This window comes from Allobosea robiniae (assembly GCF_900102525.1).
Lineage (GTDB): Bacteria > Pseudomonadota > Alphaproteobacteria > Rhizobiales > Beijerinckiaceae > Allobosea > Allobosea robiniae.
In genome coordinates this window covers 96,387-115,005 of sequence record NZ_FNBZ01000009.1, presented here as the reverse complement: position 1 = coordinate 115,005, position 18,619 = coordinate 96,387, and the positions used below count along the sequence as shown (strand labels likewise).

Genomic DNA, 18,619 nt, shown 5'->3' with positions numbered 1-18,619 from the left:
ACGCCAACAGCCCGACAAGGGCATCATATGGGGACCGAGGCATGACCAATCCGACTGAAGGGGTGCCTCGGCGGCACCCCAGCCTGTTCGAGCCGGCGACGCTGCTGCTCATCGCCGTGCTCTGCGTCTTCGGCGCGATCATCGGCATGCAGCTTCTGGTGTCGCTCGGCATCACCGCCAACACCTCGCTGATCGGCGCGCTCGCCGCCATGGCGCTGGCGCGCGTGCCGCTCGCCATGTTCGCCCGCTACCGCTCGATCCATGTCCAGAACCTGGCTCAGAGCGCGATCTCCTCGGCCACCTTCGGCGCGGCGAACAGCCTGCTCCTGCCGGTCGGCATTCCCTGGCTGCTCGGCCGGCCGGATCTGGTGCTGCCGATGCTGGCGGGCGCCTTCTTCGCGATGCTGCTCGACGCCTATCTGCTCTACCGGATGTTCGATTCCCGCGTCTTCCCGGCGCAGGGCGCCTGGCCTCCGGGCGTCGCCGCTGCCGAGGCGATCAAGGCCGGCGACGAGGGCGGCCGCAAGGCGGTGCTGATGGGCATCGGCTTCGGCACGGGCGTTGCCGCCTCCTTCATCAAGATCCCGCTGGCCTGGATCGGCTTCGCCGGCTCGACCGCGGTTTCGGGGATTCCGATGTCGGCTTTCGGCGTTGCCTTCATCGGCAATGTCTGGGCGCTCACGATGTTCGGCATCGGCCTCTTGCTGCGCGGCTATTCCGGCCAGATCTTCGGCGGGCCGCTGTTCGAGACCCTGATCCCCAAGGGCGACCTGATGGCCGCGTACATCCCGCACGGCTTCATGATCGGAGCCGGCCTCGTCGCGCTGTTTCAGATCGCGATGCTGCTGTTCCGCCGCAGCGAGGCCAAGGCGGGCGAAGCGACCGCGGGTGTCTCGGATACCGAGGTGAAGCGCGCGCTCGGCCTCGGCACGGTCGGCTATCTCGCGATCGCCGTGTTCATCGCCGTGGTCGGTGGGTTGATGAGCGACATGTCGATGGGCATGCTGATCCTGTTCGTGCTCTACGCCGCCTTCGCGGCCTATGTGCACGAGCTGATCGTCGGCCTCGCTGCGATGCATTCCGGCTGGTTCCCGGCCTTCGCGGTGGCGCTGATCACGCTGATCATCGGCATGCTCATCGGCTTCCCGATGCCGGCTCTGGCGCTGCTCGTCGGCTTCTCGGCCGCGACCGGCCCGGCCTTCGCCGATATGGGCTATGACCTCAAGGCCGGCTACCTGCTGCGCGGCAACGGCGCCGATCCCGCCTTCGAGCTGGAAGGCCGCCGCCAGCAGCTCTTCGCCGCGATGTTCGCCTTCGTCGTGGCGGGCGCAGTCGTGTTGGTCTCCTACCAGTCCTTCTTCGACCAGAACCTCGTCGCCCCCGTGAACAAGGTCTATGCCGCGACGATCAAGGCCGGCGTGGCTGATGGCGTCGCCTGGCAGCTCTTTCTCTGGGCGATCCCCGGCGCGATCCTGCAGTTCATCGGCGGGCCGAAGCGGCAGATCGGCGTGCTCTTCGCCACCGGCCTCCTGATCAACTTCCCGATGGCGGGCTGGGCGGTGCTGGCCGGCATCCTCTGCCGGTTGATCTGGGAGAAGCGGCGCGGCGCGAGCGGCGAGGGCGACATGGAGGTCTTCGCGGCGGGCGTGATCGCGGGCGACGCGATCTTCTCCTTCTTCGACTCGGTCGCGAAGAACTTCTGGAAGCGCTGAACGAGACAGGCCCCGAGGCGACCGCGCCCCGGGGCCTTTCCATTCCTGAGGAGGCATCGCCATGAGCAAGCTGGGAACCCTGACGATCGGCCAGGCGCCGCGCGCCGACATCACGCCGATCCTCGACGAGGTGCTGGATGCGCGGCTGGCACGGTGCCATGCCGGCGTGCTCGACGGGCTCAGCCGGGCCGAGATCGAGCGTGGCTTCGCGACGGAAGCCGGCAAGCCGGTGCTGATCACGAAACTGCTGGACGGCAGCGCGGTCGTCATCGACCGGGCTCGTACGGAGGCGGCGGCGCAGGACAAGCTCGCGATGCTGGAGGCCGAGGGCTGCTCGACGATCCTGATGCTCTGCACCGGCCATTTCGCGAGCCTGAGGACGCAGGCGGCGCGCCTGATCGAGCCGGACCGCGTCCTGCCGCTGACCGTGGCGGCGCTGGTGCAGGGAGCGCAGCTCGGCATCATCGTGCCGCTGGCCGAGCAGATCGCGTCCGAGGCCGGGAAATGGGTGCCGCTCGGCCGCGCGCCGCTCTATGCCGCCGCCTCGCCCTATGGCGGGGAAGGTGCGTCGGTCGCGGAGGCCGCTCGTGAGCTTGCGGGGCGCGGTGCCGAAATCCTGCTGATGGACTGCATGGGCTTCGTCGAGCGGCATCGCCGCGAGGCGGCTGAGGCCGGCCTGCCGGTCATCCTCTCCAACAGCCTGATCGCCAAACTGGTCTCCGAGATCGCCTGACGCAAGCAAGCTTTGGCGTGGCTCTGCCGGCTGCACGCGGCCAAAAAACAAAGGCCCCCGAAACGGGGGCCTTCGCGTTTGCGAAAAGGTTGTTCGTATTTATCCGCGGCCCTGTGGCAATTGTGCCACGATCTCAGGCCTGTTTGCTGCTGCTTCAGCGCTGCGCCGGCTGGCTGGCATAAGCCGCTGTCGACCGATCCAGCCTGGACGTCCTGAGGCCATTGGCGCGACGCGGTGGCAGCGGGGCGCTGGTGGTGGTCGGCGATGCCGGAACCACCGACACGACCGGCGCGGAGGCGGTGGCGACGCCCTGGTCGGCCGTGCCGCCGAAGACCGGCATGAAGCTGAGCGCGCGCTGCAGGAACGGCTTGTCCTCAGCCGGAGCGGCGGGGACGACCGGGGTGGACGAGGCGCTCGCCAGCACCGGCCCCTGCTGGGGATTGCCCGGGACGACCTTGGCGAGCTGCGTGGCGGCGGTGGCCGCAGCCGGGCGCGGGGCCAGGGCGGGCTTGGCTTCAACAGGCTTGGCGGGCTCCTCGACCGGCGCGGACGCAACGGCGGCGAGGATCGCGTCGTTCTCGGCTGAGGCGGCGCGCACGGTCGCCTTGGCCTTGCCGCTGTTGTCGAGCACGACGACGCGCGGACCGGAGGCGAGTGCATCCTCGCGGCTGATGCCGACATCCTTCGACCCCCAGGAGGCCGAGCGGTTCAGGGCATCGGCGCCGTTGGAGGCGAGCGCGCGCTTGAAGGAGGCGTGCTGGTCGCCATCGTCATAGATCAGCTTGATCGCGGGCGTGCCCTTGGCGACGAGCGAGGCGACCTGAACCTCGTCCTCGCGGCGCTTCTCTGCGACGGCGGCCGGGGCCTGACCGCCATTGAAGACATAGCGGCCACCGGCGACGGACACGGCCGGCTCGTCCTTCGTGACCTCGAAATAGTCGGAGCCTTCCTTCAGGTTCCTCCAGAAGGCGATGTTGGGGTCGAGCCGGTGCTTGGCCAGGTTCTGCGCCGTCATCCGGAAGGGATAGGCCTGCATCTGCACGGCGCGCTGGCCGGCATTCTGGGCCTCGCGGACCAGCGCATAGATCTCGCCGATCTGGTCGTCCGTCATCGAATAGCAGCCGGCCGAGGAGCAGGCGCCGTGCACCATCAGATGCGCGCCGGTGCGGCCATAGGAGCGGTCATAGGCGTTGGGATAGCCCATGTTGAACGAGACGTAATAGGACGAATTCGGGTTCATCTGCTGGGGCGCGATGGCATAGAAACCCTCCGGCGCCATGCGATCGCCCTCGCGGACCTTCGGGCCGAGCTGGCCGGACCAGCGGCACATCGGATAGGTCTTCAGCAGGGCGTATTGCCCGTCGGCCTTGCGCTTCCAGACTTCGAGCTCCGATTCCTTCTTGAAGGAGCGGATGATGATCGGCTGGTCCTTGCTCATGCCCTTCTCGGACATCAGCGCATAGGTCGCGCTCGGAATCGGAATGTTATGGCGTGCGGAGCCGCGATAGCGGTCTTCCTCGCAGGCAGCCAGCGTCAATGCAACAAAAGCCACGAGCGCGAGTTGCTTGATTGCCACGTCGTCAATCCCATCGAACGGCAGGCCGGGGCGCGACCTGTGACTTCGCATGACGGCCAAATTGTGCCCGTCGACTCGTTTTAGATGCGTTAGCCTTGAGGGTTCCTTACCATAGGCTCACCGAGTCTGGCCACATGGTCAACGCGGGGTAAAGAACCCTGGCTTTCGCGGGTGCGAGATGCTCGCTCCCGAGAGCGCTCAGAGATTGCGGCCGATCGCCAGGAACTTGTCGGCGCGCTGCGCAACGATGTCATCGCCTGAAAGGCCGGCGAGATCGCCGAGCGCAGCGGCGATGGCGTCGCCCGCGCGGTTGATCGCGGCCTGCCCGTCACGATGGGCGCCGCCGGTCGGTTCCTGGACGATCCTGTCGATGATGCCGAATTTCAGCAGGTCCTGCGCCGTGATCTTCATGCCGGTTGCGGCGTCCTGGGCGCGTGCGGTGTCACGCCAGAGGATCGAGGCCGCGCCTTCCGGCGAGATCACCGAATAGATCGCATGCTCCATCATCATGACGCGGCTGGCGGCGGCGATCGCGATCGCTCCGCCCGAGCCGCCCTCGCCGATGACGAGCGCGACGCTGGGGGTCCGCAGGCCGAGCCAGGCCTCGGTCGAGCGGGCGATGGCCTCGGCCTGGCCGCGCTCCTCCGCCTCGATGCCGGGATAGGCGCCGGCGGTGTCGACGAAGCTCAGGACCGGCAGGCCGAAGCGGTCTGCCAGTTCGGTCAGGCGCACCGCCTTGCGATAGCCCTCGGGCTTGGGCATGCCGAAATTGTGCCGGATGCGGGTCTCGGTCGAATCGCCCTTCTCCTGGCCGATGACGCAGACCGGCTCGCCCCGGAAGCGGCCGAAGCCGCCGACGATGGCCTCGTCCTCGCCGAAGGCGCGGTCACCGGCCAGCGGGGTGAATTCGGTGATCAGCCCGGCGCAGTAATCCTTGAAATGCGGACGCTGCGGATGGCGCGCGACCAGCGTCTTCTGCCAGGGCGTCAGCGCGGCGTAGAGGTCCTTGAGCACCTGGTTGGCGCGGGCGTCGAGCTTGCCGATCTCCTCCGACAGGGAGATGCCGTCGCCGCGTGCCTCCAAGGCCCGCAGCTCGTCCGCCTTCGCCTCCAGCTCGGCGACCGGTTTCTCGAAATCCAGATAGCTACGCATCGTGATCCAGTTCAGATTCCGCGCCAAAAGCGGGCGGAGCGGCGGTTTTACAGCAAACCGGGCTTGAAAAGCGGCGGACCTTGGCCGCGACCCGGCGAAATTGTCAACCCGTTCCTGGCCTCGCAGGCGGGTTTGCCGCACGCGGCGTCGGCGAGGCCTGCGGCAGGAGGACGGGTCTCAGCGCGAAACTGCGCCGCGTCGCGCGCAGGGGTGCGCGCCGGTAGAACTGCTTGGTGGCGTCGATGATATGGACGCCGGCGAAGGGCAGCGACAAGCCCGCACCGATCTGCTCCCACGCCCGGGCCGATCGCATCAGCAGCCGCTTTTGCAGAGGCGGGACATAGAGCGCCTCGGTCCAATGCTCGGGCGAGAATTCGGCGCCGCGCATCAGGGCGGAGAGCTGGCGGCGGCTGAAGGGGCGACCCTGGCCGAAGGGCGTGCCGTCCATGCGGGCCCAGAGCCCGCGCCGGTTGGGCACGACGAGAATCATCCGCCCGCCGGGATTGAGCACGCGCGAGACCTCTTCCAGCAGGTCGTCGGGGCTTTCGGTCTCCTCCAGCGCATGGACCAGCACGACCCGGTCGATCGAGGCGGTCGGCAAGGGCAGGAGCGTCGGCTCGACCAGTGCGGAGGCGGAGAGGCCGGGCGAGGGCCAGTTCACCACGCCCTGGGCTGCCGGCATGAAGGCGATGGTTCGCTCGGCCTGCATGCCGAGCACGGAGAGATAAGGCGTCGAATAGCCGAGGCCGAGCAGGCGCTGGCGCGCGCAATCCGGCCAGAATCGCAGCATCGCCCGGCCGATGAAGCGCCGGGCCACGTGGCCAAGCGGGCTCGCATAGAAGGCGCGCAGGTCGACGACGTCGAGAGGCATGGCGCCTGACATGGAACGCATGAGGCCCGAGCGCAAGGGCTGCCCCGAGACGATGCCGGGTTGATCGGCGGCCGGGCATGGCCCATGCAGGGCGCATGACCGCTCGCCGTTCCGGTGGGCCGACCCTGCCGGAGGAAGCCATGCCGCTCGACCTTCACGTCTTCCGCACGCTCAGCGACAATGCGGGCGCGCTGCTTCATGACCCCGCCAGCGGTGCCTGCGCCGCCATCGACGTGCCCGATGCCGGCGAGACGCTGGCCGCCGCGAAGGCGAAGGGCTGGACGATCAGCGACATCTTCATCACCCATGCCCATCACGATCACACGCAAGGCGTCGCCGAGGTGAAGCAGGCAACCGGCGCGAATGTCGTCGGCCCGGCCGATGCGCGGACCAGCGCGCCGCTCGACCGGGTCGTCGGCGAAGGCGATACCGTGGCCTTCGGCGGCGAGAATTTCGAGATCTGGCACACGCCGGGCCATTCAGACGGGCATCTCAGCTTCGTCGGGCGCGGCGCGAAACTGGCGCTGGTCGGCGACGTCGTCTTCGTGATGGGCTGCGGGCGGGTCCAGCCCGGCCAGATGGAGCGGATGTGGACCTCGCTCTCGCGCCTGATGGCTTTGCCCGGCGATACCCGCCTGCTCGGCGGGCATGACTACACCCTTGCGAACGCCCGCTTCGCCCGGTCGGTCGATCCGGCGAACGAGGCGCTCAAGGCGCGCTTCGCCGAGGCCGAGAAGGCCAAGGCCGAAGGCCGGTTCTGGGCGTTGACCACGGTCGCCGAGGAAAAGGCGACCAATCCGTTCTTCCGGGCCGGCGAGCCGGCGCTGGCCGCGGCCGTCGGGTTGGCCGGCGCTGCGCCGGGCGCGGTCTTCGCGGCGCTGCGTGACGCCAAGAACCGGTTCTGATCATGGCGATGCAGCTCGACGGACTGACGGCGGCGGAGGTCATTCGACTGCTCGACCTCAAGCCCCATCCCGAAGGCGGGCATTATCGCGAGACCTTTCGCGATCCGGCCGGGCCGGAGGGGCGGGGCTTCTCGACCGCGATCTACTATCTGCTTGATACGGGCGAGACCTCGGAATGGCATCGCGTCGATGCCGCCGAGATCTGGCACCATTATGCCGGGGCGCCACTGGTGATCACAGTTTCGCCTAACGGCCATGACGCTTCGGCCCATCATCTCGGTACCGAGCTTGCTGCCGGCCAGCGCCCGCAATTCGTGGTGCCGGCCGGCTGGTGGCAGAGCGCGACCTCGCTCGGCGCCTGGACGCTGGTCGGCTGCACGGTCGCGCCGGGCTTTGAATTCAAGGGCTTCGAGATGGCGCCGCCGGGCTGGCGGCCGACACCGCGGAAGCCATCCGGGGGATAGAATGCTGACAAAGACGGAAGACAGCGAAATCGTGCTCGGCTGCGAGCGGCGCATCATCAATGCCTGGCCGGCGCTGTCGACGCTCGTCGTCGGCGACTGGGTGCTGCGTTTCGCCAATGGCTATTCGGGCCGGGCCAATTCGGCGACGCCGCTGAGCTATGGCGCGGAACTCGACGGCGCGATGCTCGACCTGATCGAGGAGCTTTATCGTGCGGACGGGCTGACCCCCGCCATCCGCCTGACGCCGCTGGTGGCGGAGGCGACGCGCGCGGCGGTGCTGGAGCGCGGCTACCGGGTCAAGGACAAGTCCTTCGGCCAGATCTCACCGCTCGCCGGCTTTACGGCTTCGGAGGAGGCGGAATTGCAGATCGAGGCGCGGCCGAGCCAGGAATGGACGGCCGGCGCTGCTGCGCTGCAGAGCGGCAACAAGACCCATGCCGGCAATCTCGCGGCCGTCATCGAGCGGGTGAAGATGCCGGCCGCCTTCGGAACCTGGCTGGTCGAGGGCGAGGCGGTCGCCTTCGGCATGAGCGTCGCCGAGCGTGGCATGGCCGAGATCGGCCTGATTTGCGTCCATCCAGACCATCGCGGCCATGGCTATGGCCGCAGGATCGTGCAGGGGTTGATGGGCTGGGCCGGGGCGATGGGCTGCCACAGCGCCTATCTGCAGGTCGAACAGAGCAATGCGGTCGCGATCAGCCTCTATGGCAGTCTCGGCTTCCGCACACTCTACCAGTATGAGACGCGCATTCTCGATTGAAGCGCTTCAACGCGTCAGCAGCGCCGTGCCGTAGAGCCCGAGGCCGAAGATGGTGTGGCTGACGAAGTTCAGCAGCCGGATCTGGCCGGCATTCGGCTTCTTCGAGGCGGCGACGCCCATGCCCATTCCCGGCTGCAGGATGAACCAGCCGCAGCCGATCGTGACCCAGCCGACGATCAGCGCCGGCAGCAGGGTCGGGTTGCGAGCCCAATCGGCACCAGCTATTGCCAATACGATGCCGGCGAAGGCGATGCCGACGAGATAATGACAGATCCAGCCGATCACGAGCTCGCCGGCAACGGGCTCCGACCTCGCGATGTCGTCGTGCCGGATGCGGCCGCGCGGCAGATGCGCGAACCAGCGGCCGGGCATCGCCCAGTTCGGCTTGGGGAAGCCGAAGAGGCGTAGGAATTGAGCCCAGATATCGGTGAGCGCGGTCGCCCCCGCTCCGATGATCACCATCCGTAAAATCAGATCCGACACGTTCCATCCCCCAGGCCGCATCGAGGCAGCTTCCCTCCTGTTGGAGCGGCGTTCGCCCCGGCGGTCAACCGCCGGGGCGAGCCCGCTGCGCGCAGGCGGGCTGCATGCGGCGCATCGCCCCGCCGGCGGAACCCGGGCAGGCTCCGGCGGGTTGCCTCCGCTGATCCGCATCGACCGAGGGGGGAAGGACATGGCCACGGCGACCGCCGAGACGTCACGCAATGCGGCCAAGGCCGCAACAGGGCCGCATGGCGCGAGCGAGCTGCCTTCGGTGGTGGTCACCAGCTATAATCTGGAGGTGCGCGACGATGACGGCTTCGTCGGCGACAAGGCGAGCCGCGGCGCCTTCATCGAGCATCTCGACGCGCTGCGCAGTCATCTCAAGCGCAACGGCGACGATCCGCTCGAGGGCAAGACGGCCGACATCAGCAAGAAGGAACTCGACGCCCTGATCAAGGAGGGCGATGCGAGAGAGGCTGCACTGGTGCTCAGTGCCGTCGAAGGCTTTGCCCAGTCGCTCGCCTTTGTCATTCGCCGCTTCGCGCGGCTGAAGAGCTGGGCGGATATCGAGCGCATCGTTGTGGGCGGAGGTTTCCGCGAGAGCCGCGTCGGCGAGCTCGCCATCGCGCGTGCCGCCATCATCCTGCGGACCGACGGACGCGATCTCGATCTCGTCCCGGTCAGCCATCATCCCGACGAGGCCGGACTGGTCGGCAGCGCCCATCTCGCGCCGAAATGGATATTCGAGGCCTATGACAGCCTCGTCGCCGTCGATATCGGCGGTTCGAACATCCGCGCGGGGATCGTCGAGCTCAGGCAGAAGAAGGCGCCCGACCTGAGCAAGGCGCGGGTCTGGAAATCGGATCTCTGGCGCCATGCCGAGGAGGAACCGAGCCGCGACGAGGCGATCGAGCGGCTGGGCGAGATGCTGCGCGAGCAGATCGGCAACGCCGAGAAGGAGGGGTTGCGGGTCGCACCGTTCATCGGCGTCGGCTGCCCCGGCCTGATCCAGCCGGACGGCGCGATCGATCGCGGTGCGCAGAACCTGCCCGGCAACTGGGAAAGCAGCCGCTTCAATCTCGTCGACAGCATCCGCGCGCTTGTTCCGGAGATCGGCGAGCATGAGACCGAGGTCGTCATGCACAACGACGCGGTGATCCAGGGCCTGAGCGAGATGCCGGCGATGCAGGATGTCGAGAACTGGGCCGTGCTGACGATCGGCACCGGCCTCGGCAATGCGAGCTACCACAATCGTGTCAAGGCGAAGGGCAAGGGACGCGACTAACGGGCAAGCCGACAAAAGCGCTGCTTTCGCCATCTTCAGGTCGTGTTTTGCGGCGAAGAGGCGGCGGGGTCCGTCTCCCCACCCCGTTCCATCCGCAAGCTCGGAAGTCCTTCGTGCCGGTCGAATTCCGCTCTTCATCTTGCCTTGCGCGCATGGCTGTGCCGAGGGTCGAGTCGGAGCCGAATCATTCGGCCGGACAGGGCCTCACCACCATGGCAGCGCATAGGGCGCACGCATCGTTCAGGGGTCTGCAAGGCCTGCTGACGGCTTGCCTCGTTCTTCTGGTCTTGACGCTCTCTGTGGCGGGCCCGTCCTTCGCGCAGGCGCCGGCGGAGCCGGGCAGCCTTCGCGCCCGGCTGGACATCGTTCGCGCGGATCTCGCCCAGATCGAGGCGACGCTGGCCTCGCCCGATCCGAGCGACGCCGAATTGCAGCGGCAGCGTCTGCGGCTGCAACCCTCGCTCGACCAGCTGCGCCTGATCGTCGACGAGCAGACGCCGAAGGTCGACCAGGCCAAGCTCAGGCTCGACCAGCTCGGCCCCAAGCCGGAGGCGAGTGCGCCGGCCGAGAGCGCCGAGATCGTCCGGGACCGCGAGGCGCGCGCCAAGGCCTATGCCGACGCCGACGAGACGCTGAAGATCGCCAGGGCCTCGCTGCTCCAGGCCGAGCAATTGCAGAGCAGCATCGGCGACAAGCGCCGGGACATCTTCGCAAAGCAGCTGTTCGCCGCCGGCCCTTCCGTGGCGAACCCCGAGGTCTGGGGCAACGCGATCGCGACGGCGCCGGAAGACCTGCGCGCCTCCGGCTATATCTTCGGCGGCTGGCTGGAGGGCGTGAGCGATGCCTTTTCCGGCACGCGCGGCACCGTGGTCGCGCTCGCCCTGATGGGCGCTCTCCTGCTCTATCTGGCGCGGGCGCGCTATCTGCCGCGCTTCAAGGCGCGCTTCAGCAACACGCAGGACACCGGCAACCTGCACTGCCTCTATATCGCGCTCGCTCATATCATCGCCGGCGCGGCGCCCCCGGTGCTGGCGAGCTGGCTGATCTACAAGGCCCTGAACACGACCGGGCTTTTGCCGCCCCGCATCCAGCCGGTGATCTGGGCCGTCGTCGTGGGCCTGGCCTTCTTCGCCTTCGTGCAGGCGCTGGCCGATGCGCTGTTCGCACCGTCCAGCCCGCAGCGGCGCCTCGTCAAGGTGATGGATACGACGGCGCGCAGCGTCGTCTGGATCGCCGGTTCGCTTGCGGCCGTCATGTCCATCGGCAAGGTCTTCGAGGCCTGGCTGCAGGCCATCGCCGCCGGTCTGGCCGTCTCGATCATCGTCAAGGCGTTCTTCGCCATCCTGTTCGCGCTCGCCCTGATTGCCGGGCTCTACCGGATTCGCGACGATGACGACGTCGAGCAGGAAGCCTGCCTCGGTCCTTACGTCCCGGTCGATGGCGCGAGTCTGGGGCCGGTACGCATTCTCGGCTGGATCATCGGCTTCGGCATCATCGCGGCGGCACTCGGCGGCTATGTCATCTTCGCCGCCTTCCTGGCCGAGCAGGCGCTCTGGGTCGGCATCGTCGCCTGCCTGTTCCTGCTGGTCTTCCAGTTCATCGACCTCGGCATTCCGCGCCTGCTCAGCGGCAAGGGCCGCTTCGCCCTGACGCTGAAGGCGGGCATGGGCCTGCGCGCCGCCACGCTCGACAAGATCTCGGTCGTCAGCGTCGGCGTGCTGAAGCTGCTGCTGATCGCGGTGACGGTGCTGCTCGTCCTGGCGCCCTGGGGGTTGGAATCGAGCGATTTCCTCGTTTCGTTGCGCGCCGCCTTCTTCGGCTTCCAGGTCGGCGGCGTCACGGTCTCGCTTTCGACGATCGTCGTCGGCGCGATCGTCTTCGCGATGGGCATCGGTGCGACGCGGGCGATGCAGCGCTGGCTCGAGAACCAGTTCCTGCCGACGACCACGCTCGATCCGGGCCTGCGCAACTCGATCACCACGGCGTCCGGCTATATCGGCTATATCGCGGCTGCGGCGATCACCGTCACGGCTGTCGGCCTCAGTCTGGAGCGCTTGACGCTGGTGGCGTCGGCGCTTTCGGTCGGTATCGGTTTCGGCCTGCAATCGGTGGTGTCGAATTTCGTTTCGGGCCTGATCCTGCTCTGGGAGCGGCCGATCCGGGTCGGCGATCAGGTGCTGGTCGGCGACGTCGAGGGCATCGTCAAGCGCATCAATGTCCGCTCGACGGAGATCGCGACCTTCGACCGGGCGACCGTGATCGTCCCGAACTCGAACCTGATCTCCGGCGTGGTGCGCAACCGCGTCCGCAACGACCGGACCGGGCGCGTGCTGATCGCGCTCACCGTGCCGCGCTCGCTGGATGCCGGCCAGGTGCGGGCGATGCTGTCCGAGGTTGCGTCGAACCATGGCGATGTCATGCAGAAGCCGCCGCCGGCCGTGATGTTCAAGAAGTTGGGCACCACGACGATGGATTTCGAGCTCGTCTGCGTGGTCGGCGATGTCGAGATCACCGGCCGGGTCAACAGCGACCTGAACTTCGCGATCCACAAGCGCCTTGCCGAGATGGAGCCGGCCGCCTCCGTGCCCGAATTGATGGTGCGCGGTCTCGAGGGCGTCGAGCACTCGCTTGGCAGCATCGCCGCGGCGGTCGGCCGGGGAGATGGTCCGCGCAGCCGCGCGAAACGGGAAGCGCCCGCTCCGGTACGCCGCTCGCGCAAGCCGGTAGTGGCGGAGGAGCCCGAGGACGAGGAGGCCGAGGCTGCCACGCCTGCTCCCGCGCCCGAGCCCGCCAAGGACGACAGCAAGGAATGATCGGATGCCCAGCTTTCTGCGCCACATCGCGGCTTCGCGCGCGATGACCTGCCCGGCGGCGCTTGCCGGCGCGCTTGCTCTCCTCGGCGTGGCCGGCTGTGCCGAGCCGCAGCGCCAGGGCCAGCCGGCCTTCTATCGCGATCTCGGCTCGGCCTCGGCCCGTGTCGATACCGAGCAGGCGCGGGCGATGATCTCGGCCTACCGCCTCAATGCGGGCCTCGGCGCGCTGACGCTCGACCCGGCCCTCGTCGAGGCCGCCCAGCGCGAAGCGACCGTGATGGCCGGATCGGACAAGCCGGCCCAGGCCGATGCGGTCAAGGCGCGCCTCGCGCGGGAAGGCCAGGCCGGCGCCGAAGCCAATCTCTCGGCCGGCTACCGCCGTCTCGCCGAGGCCTTCTCGGGCTGGCGCGATTCGCCCCAGCATGATCGCGTCATGAAGGACGCGAAGGCCAAGCGCATGGGCATCGCCACGGCCTATGCGCCGGGCTCGAAATATCAGGTCTACTGGGCGCTGATCGTCGCGCCATAGCCGGCAGCAGCTCTGGTGGCGTCCGCCTTTGCCTGAGCAGCAAGCCTATGGACCGAGCGCGTATCAAGCCCGCAGCTTCATCCGCGACGCTCCCGCCAGTGGCTGTCAGCTGCGAAGCCCTCGGGGCCTTACCGAATGGTGCGGGTGCGGCTAGCCTGCTTCCCATGCCTCCGCGATCCCGCAAGCCGACCTCCCTTTCCGTCGAACAGGCCCGCCGCCTCTGGCTTCATGCCCAGCGGCTCGACCGGCGCGACCCTTTCGGGGCCGGGCCGGACGCCGCGTGCGCCGCGATCGAGCATCTCGGCTATGTCCAGATCGACACGATCAACGTGATCGAGCGCTGCCACCATCATATCCTCTATGCCCGCCTCCCCGCCTATCGCCGGGCCGACCTCGCCCATCTGCAATCAGTCGGGAAGAGCGTCTTCGAGTACTGGACGCATGCGCTGGCCTACGTGCCCACCCGTGACATCCGTTATTTCCTGCCGGCGATGAAGGCGCATCGCGAGGAGCCGAAGCGCTGGTCGGCGGTCGGCGCCCGTGAGGAGACGCGCAAGCTGCTCCGCCGCATCCGCAAGGACGGCGCGTTGTCGATCCGCGACATCGAGGAGGACCTGATCGAGAAGGCGCATCTCTGGGCCAGCAAGAAGCCGTCCAAGGGGCTGCTGGAACGGGCCTTCTACGATGGCGAGCTCGCGATTTCGGCGCGCGCCGGCATGGTCAAGACCTATGAACTGTTCGATCGGCATTTCCAGTGGGAGAAGAAACCGACCCCGGCGAGCGAGCGGCAGATCACAGCCTATCTGCTCGACCGGGCGCTCCGGGCGCAGGGGCTGGTCAGCCTCGATTCGATCTGCCATCTCGACGCGCCCTCGAAGAAGGCCGTGGCCGAACTGATCGCCGCCCGCGTCAAGCGCCGGGACCTCGTTCCGGTCGCCGTGGAAGGTGCCGGCAAGACGCAGCACTGGGCCTCTCCGGCCGCGCTGGAACCGCTTGCTGCGCCGGACGAAACGCTGATCCATATCCTCTCGCCCTTCGATCCGCTGATGATCCAGCGCAAGCGGGCGAAGCTCCTGCTCGACTATGCCCATGTCTTCGAGGCCTATCTGCCGAAGGAGAAGCGCGCCTATGGCTATTTCGGCCTGCCGGTCCTGGCGGGGGAACGGGTCGTCGCGGTGCTCGATCTGAAGACCGACCGGGCCGCCGGCAAGCTCCTGATGCAGCAATGGACCTGGCTCGAAGGCTGCGAGGCGTCCGCACTGAAGACGGCGATCGAGGAGGAACTGCAGCGTTTCGAGCGCTTCCAGCTCGGGCAGAACGAGGCCGTGGCCGAGCCATTGCCCGAGATCACAAAAATGCCGGCTTGATCGTCGCTGTTGCCCGACAAGGGAGCAGGGGCACAAGGCCGGATGACGAGGATAGCGCGATCGGCGGCGGCTGCCCGCGACAGGGCCGCGGTCTGAGCCATGGAGGTCGCGCTCCCGGCACGGCCCTCGATGCCCGCTCCCGGCCTGCCGGTCGCCGTGATCCTGCATGCGGGGCTCCTCGCGTGGCTGGCTGCTTTCGCGGTTCAGAGCTTCGATCTGGCGCCGGTCACCGAGCAAAGCATCGAGGTCGAGTTGCAGACTCCCGAGGAGTTCGAAGCGCTGACCCGACCCAGGCGGCCGCCGATCGTTGCCATTCCCGCCCCGGCAGCACCGGTGCTGCCGGACGCTCTCCCGAAGCCGGATGAGCCTGCTCCAAATGCCTTGTCTGCTCCAAGTGCCTCGCCTGCTCCGGTCGAAGCAGATGGCATGATCCATCCGCCGCGCATGCTGTCGCAGCGGGTTCTGGCCGATCCGCGCAGCCGCGAGACCGTCGCGCTGCTGCCGCGGCTCGCGCCGGACGAGCGCGTCGAACAGCTCTGCGGCCTGGAAGCGATGGGCCAGATCCATGACTGGCAGCGCAGCTTCGAGCCGGATCGCGTCACCGCCTATGCGCAGGCGAGCACGAAGCTCTCAGGCCGGGTCCTGACGGCGGAGGGCGCGGCCTTTCGCAGCAAGCGGAGCTGGTACGGCCTGCGCTTCGCCTGCACCGTCTCGGCCGACCTGAAGCGCGTCACCGCCTTCGCCTTCCATGTCGGCGAGCCGATCCCAAGGGAAAGCTGGGAGGCGCTCGGCCTGCCGGCCGTGCATTGAGTTTCAGGCGCCGAGCAGGTCGATCAGCGGCGGGATCAATGGCTCGTCGGCCGGCGGCATGGCCAGATCGCGCAACTTGCCGGGGCGGACCCATTTCAGCGCCTGGCCTTCGCGGGACATGGCCGTACCCTCCCAGCGCCGGCAGATATAGAGCGGCATCAGCAGATGAAATTCGGGATAGGCATAGCTCGCGAAGGTCAGCGGTGCGAGGCAGTTCTCCTTCACGGTGATGCCGAGTTCCTCGGAGAGCTCGCGGATCAGGGCCGGTTCCGGCCGCTCGCCGGGCTCGAGCTTGCCGCCGGGAAACTCCCACAGGCCCGCCAGCGCCTTGCCTTCGGGCCGCTGGGTGACGAGCACACGGTTATCGGCATCGATCAGGGCGCAGGCGACGACGAGGAGCAGCTTCACAGGAGAACTCAGTTGCCGGAGAGGATGACCTGGACGGGCTCGGTTTCCTTGCCCGTCAGCGTGACGCTGTCATAGACCGAGCCGCCCTCGCGCGAAAAGGCGGCCTCGTCTCCCCAGATCACCTGCGTGGTGAGGAAATAGGTTCCCGGCGCGACCTTCTCGAAGACGAAGCGGCCGTTGGACTCCGCCTTGGTCGTGCGGGTGTACCGCGCATAGGCCGGGTCGACCTCGTCGTCGCGCGGATAGGCGCTATGAGGGATGTATTTCCGCTTGCCGTAGAGATTGGCGAAGCGCTCGCGCGTGAAAGCCGTGGCCGGGATCAGGCGGACGACTTCGCCGGCCGCATTGACCACCGCCCCGCTCGGCTTGGTGCGGAAGGCGTGGCCGGTGACGACGCCGTTGCCCGGCTTGTTGATGAAGGCCGCTTCCTCTGCCGAAAAGGCCATCGTCGCCGGCTGGCGCGTGGCCTGGCAGCCTGCCATGACGGCGCCGGCCAGGGCGGCCGCCGCGAAAGTCCCGATCTTCATGACGTCCCCACCCTGCGTGGCGCCGTCGTGACGAGGAAGACGCCGGCCAGGATGATGCCGCCGCCGAGGACCTGCCGCAACTCCAGCGCCTCGTGCAGCACGACGACGCCGAGGATCACCGCCACGGTCGGGACGAGATAGCCGGTCATCGCCGCCCGGGTCGGGCCCGCGGCCCGGATCAGCCGCATGAACACCGTCACCGGAATGGCCGTGGCGACGACCCCGAGCATCAGCATCGCCGGCAGGTGGTTGCCGAGCGGCAGAAAGGCAGCCGGCCCAAGGATCGCGAGCGTCAGCGTCGTCGCGATCATGCCGGAGAGCATCTGCTGGCCCAGCGCCAGCCGGGCCGGGTCACCGGTGGCGGAGGGAACCGTCCGGACATAGATGTTGGCGGATGCATAGCTCAGCGTCGCCCCGATCATCGCCAAGACGCTGAGCGCGGTACCGCCGCCCTCGAACAGGCGCGGCCCGATCAGCAGAGCGACGCCGGCCATGCCGAGCAGGATGCCGCCGAGCCGACGCCGGCTCAGCCTCTCCTCCGAGAAGGCGAAATGAGCGATGAGCGCGACGACGAGAGGCCCTGCCGCCTGGATCATCGCTGCCGGACCGCTGGCGAGCTGCGTCAGCGCATAGGCGACCAGCACGTTCGGGAGCCAGCCATTGGTGGTGCCGAGGAAGATCCAGGGCAGGATCTCCGCCTTGCGCGGCAGCGGATTGCGCCCGCGCCACAGGCTCCAGAGCGACAGCGAGACCGCGCCGAGGATGCCGCGGCTGGCTGCGATGGTGAGAGCCGAGACGTCCCCGCTCATCAGCTTGATGAACAGATAGCTCGACCCCCACAGCAGGGAGCAGGTCAGCAGGTTGAAGGCGATGAAGCCGCGCCCGGGCTCCTGAGCCGGCGCAGCCTCAGGAGCGGTAGTCGCCATTGATCTCGACATAGGCCTTGGTGAGGTCGCAGGTCCAGACCGTGGCCTTGCCGCGCCCGATGCCGAGATCGGCGGTGATGACGATATTGTCGCCCTTCATATACTCGGATACCGCGTGCTCATCATAAGAAGCAGCACGCGCCCCCTGCCTGGCCACGACGATATCGCCGAAGCCGATATCGAGCCTGTCGCGGTCGGCCGGTTCGCCGGCCTTGCCGACGGCCATGACGACGCGGCCCCAATTGGCGTCCTCGCCGGCGATGGCGGTCTTGACCAGCGGCGAATTGGCGATCGAGAGCGCGACGCGCTTGGCCGAGCGGGCGGACGTCGCGCCGGTGACGCGCACCTCGACGAATTTCCGCGCGCCTTCACCGTCCTTGCAGACGAGATGGGAGAGTTCGAGCAGGATCGAATTCAGCGCGCGCTTGAAGCCGGAGAGCCTGGCGTCGTTGATCTCGGTGATCACCGGCACGCCGCGCGCGGCCGCCTTGCCGGTGGCGAACAGCATCAGCGTGTCCGATGTCGAGGTATCGCTGTCGACGGTGACCGCGTTGAACGAGCCCTTCACGCCCTTGGAGAGCAGCGCCTGCAGCACGGGTGCGGCGATCGGCGCGTCGGTGAAGACAAAGGAGAGCATCGTCGCCATGTCCGGCGCGATCATCCCGGCGCCCTTGGCGATGCCGGCGATGACCACGTCCTTGCCGTCGATCCTGGCCTTGCGGGTCAGCGCCTTCGGGAAGGTGTCGGTGGTCATGATCGCGCGGGCGGCGTCGATCCAGGGGCCATCAGTGGCGCGTTTGGCGCAGTCGTCGAGCACGCCCTTGAATTTGGTCGCGTCGAGCGGCTCGCCGATCACGCCGGTGGAGGCGATGAAGACTTCTTCAGGCTTGCAGCCGGCGGCCTTGGCGGCGATCTCGGCGGTGAGCTTGACGGCATCACGGCCTTTCAACCCGGTGAAGGCGTTGGCATTGCCGGAATTGACGACGACGGCGCGTGCCGAGCCCTGTTTCAGGTTCTCGCGGCACCAGTCGACCGGGGCGGAGGGGCATTTCGAGCGGGTGAAGACGCCGGCGACCTGCGTGCCCTGGTCGAGCAGCGCGAACCAGACGTCCTGGCGACCCTTGTAGCGGATGCCGGCCTCGGCGGTGGCGAAGCGCACGCCCGGCACGGCTGGAACCTTGGGCTGGCGCTTCGGCGCGAGCGGGGAAACGGGGACATCCTTGCCGGCCATCGGGCTTCCTCCAAATGAGGAGGCTGATCTGCCGTAGAGATCGTCAGAAAACAAGAGCGGCAGGCGA

18 protein-coding genes are annotated in these 18,619 nt (G+C 67.9%); 10 read left to right on the top strand and 8 right to left on the bottom strand.

What is annotated here, in order from left to right:
• Nucleotides 1-41 precede the first annotated feature (41 nt).
• On the top strand, nt 42-1,712 hold the full coding sequence (locus tag BLQ70_RS22755; RefSeq protein ID WP_091861714.1) for an OPT/YSL family transporter: 1,671 nt from the start codon (nt 42-44) through the stop codon (nt 1,710-1,712).
• Nucleotides 1,713-1,773: 61 nt separating this feature from the next.
• On the top strand, nt 1,774-2,445 hold the full coding sequence (locus tag BLQ70_RS22750; protein WP_091861711.1) for an AroM family protein: 672 nt from the start codon (nt 1,774-1,776) through the stop codon (nt 2,443-2,445).
• 154 nt (nt 2,446-2,599) lie between these two features.
• Here BLQ70_RS22750 and BLQ70_RS22745 read toward each other — a convergent pair whose 3' ends face one another.
• The 3 genes from BLQ70_RS22745 to BLQ70_RS22735 all read right to left on the bottom strand — a co-directional run bounded on the left by BLQ70_RS22745 (nt 2,600) and on the right by BLQ70_RS22735 (nt 6,044).
• Nucleotides 2,600-4,021, bottom strand: a complete 1,422-nt coding sequence (locus tag BLQ70_RS22745) for a L,D-transpeptidase family protein (protein WP_091861707.1) — start codon at nt 4,019-4,021, stop codon at nt 2,600-2,602.
• Nucleotides 4,022-4,219: 198 nt separating this feature from the next.
• Entirely contained in the window at nt 4,220-5,173 is a 954-nt protein-coding gene (locus BLQ70_RS22740) for an acetyl-CoA carboxylase carboxyltransferase subunit alpha (protein WP_091862017.1), read from the bottom strand.
• 103 nt (nt 5,174-5,276) lie between these two features.
• A complete protein-coding gene (locus BLQ70_RS22735) occupies nt 5,277-6,044 on the bottom strand; it encodes a class I SAM-dependent methyltransferase (RefSeq protein ID WP_061966063.1) in 768 nt (255 codons plus the stop codon).
• Between the two features lie 140 nt (nt 6,045-6,184).
• Between BLQ70_RS22735 and gloB the strand changes: the two genes are divergently transcribed.
• From gloB to BLQ70_RS22720, 3 genes are read left to right on the top strand one after another with little or no spacing between them, the layout of a single operon-like run.
• Nucleotides 6,185-6,949 (top strand): hydroxyacylglutathione hydrolase, encoded by a 765-nt coding sequence (gene gloB, locus BLQ70_RS22730; RefSeq protein ID WP_091862014.1) that lies wholly within the window; start codon nt 6,185-6,187, stop codon nt 6,947-6,949.
• Nucleotides 6,950-6,957: 8 nt separating this feature from the next.
• Nucleotides 6,958-7,413, top strand: a complete 456-nt coding sequence (locus tag BLQ70_RS22725) for a cupin domain-containing protein (protein ID WP_061966066.1) — start codon at nt 6,958-6,960, stop codon at nt 7,411-7,413.
• A gap of 1 nt (nt 7,414) precedes the next feature.
• On the top strand, nt 7,415-8,173 hold the full coding sequence (locus BLQ70_RS22720) for a GNAT family N-acetyltransferase (RefSeq protein WP_091861704.1): 759 nt from the start codon (nt 7,415-7,417) through the stop codon (nt 8,171-8,173).
• 6 nt (nt 8,174-8,179) lie between these two features.
• Here the strand turns inward: BLQ70_RS22720 and BLQ70_RS22715 are convergent, their stop codons facing one another.
• Nucleotides 8,180-8,656, bottom strand: coding sequence for a DUF2938 domain-containing protein (locus tag BLQ70_RS22715; protein WP_091861701.1), 477 nt, complete (start codon nt 8,654-8,656; stop codon nt 8,180-8,182).
• A 190-nt stretch (nt 8,657-8,846) separates the two neighbouring features.
• On the opposite strand from BLQ70_RS22715, the gene BLQ70_RS22710 reads away from it, so the two are divergent.
• The 5 genes from BLQ70_RS22710 (at nt 8,847) to BLQ70_RS26055 (ending at nt 15,460) form a co-directional block, all read left to right on the top strand.
• Complete coding sequence (locus tag BLQ70_RS22710) at nt 8,847-9,941, top strand: ROK family protein (protein WP_091861698.1); 1,095 nt, start codon at nt 8,847-8,849, stop codon at nt 9,939-9,941.
• Nucleotides 9,942-10,228: 287 nt separating this feature from the next.
• Nucleotides 10,229-12,754 (top strand): DUF3772 domain-containing protein, encoded by a 2,526-nt coding sequence (locus BLQ70_RS22705; protein ID WP_139163622.1) that lies wholly within the window; start codon nt 10,229-10,231, stop codon nt 12,752-12,754.
• A 4-nt stretch (nt 12,755-12,758) separates the two neighbouring features.
• Complete coding sequence (locus BLQ70_RS22700) at nt 12,759-13,283, top strand: CAP domain-containing protein (protein WP_244512125.1); 525 nt, start codon at nt 12,759-12,761, stop codon at nt 13,281-13,283.
• A gap of 164 nt (nt 13,284-13,447) precedes the next feature.
• Complete coding sequence (locus BLQ70_RS22695) at nt 13,448-14,650, top strand: winged helix-turn-helix domain-containing protein (RefSeq protein ID WP_091861693.1); 1,203 nt, start codon at nt 13,448-13,450, stop codon at nt 14,648-14,650.
• Between the two features lie 99 nt (nt 14,651-14,749).
• Complete coding sequence (locus BLQ70_RS26055) at nt 14,750-15,460, top strand: DUF930 domain-containing protein (protein ID WP_244512124.1); 711 nt, start codon at nt 14,750-14,752, stop codon at nt 15,458-15,460.
• 3 nt (nt 15,461-15,463) lie between these two features.
• Here BLQ70_RS26055 and mutT read toward each other — a convergent pair whose 3' ends face one another.
• From mutT to argJ, 4 genes are read right to left on the bottom strand one after another with little or no spacing between them, the layout of a single operon-like run.
• Complete coding sequence (mutT, locus tag BLQ70_RS22685; RefSeq protein ID WP_061965863.1) at nt 15,464-15,880, bottom strand: 8-oxo-dGTP diphosphatase MutT; 417 nt, start codon at nt 15,878-15,880, stop codon at nt 15,464-15,466.
• Entirely contained in the window at nt 15,877-16,395 is a 519-nt protein-coding gene (locus BLQ70_RS22680) for a peptidase associated/transthyretin-like domain-containing protein (protein WP_091861690.1), read from the bottom strand. The genes mutT and BLQ70_RS22680 overlap by 4 nt, the downstream gene beginning before the upstream one ends.
• Complete coding sequence (locus BLQ70_RS22675) at nt 16,392-17,321, bottom strand: DMT family transporter (RefSeq protein ID WP_170843503.1); 930 nt, start codon at nt 17,319-17,321, stop codon at nt 16,392-16,394. Before BLQ70_RS22675 ends, BLQ70_RS22680 begins: the two co-directional genes overlap by 4 nt.
• Complete coding sequence (argJ, locus tag BLQ70_RS22670; RefSeq protein WP_091861685.1) at nt 17,302-18,552, bottom strand: bifunctional glutamate N-acetyltransferase/amino-acid acetyltransferase ArgJ; 1,251 nt, start codon at nt 18,550-18,552, stop codon at nt 17,302-17,304. Before argJ ends, BLQ70_RS22675 begins: the two co-directional genes overlap by 20 nt.
• Nucleotides 18,553-18,619: the final 67 nt, after the last annotated feature.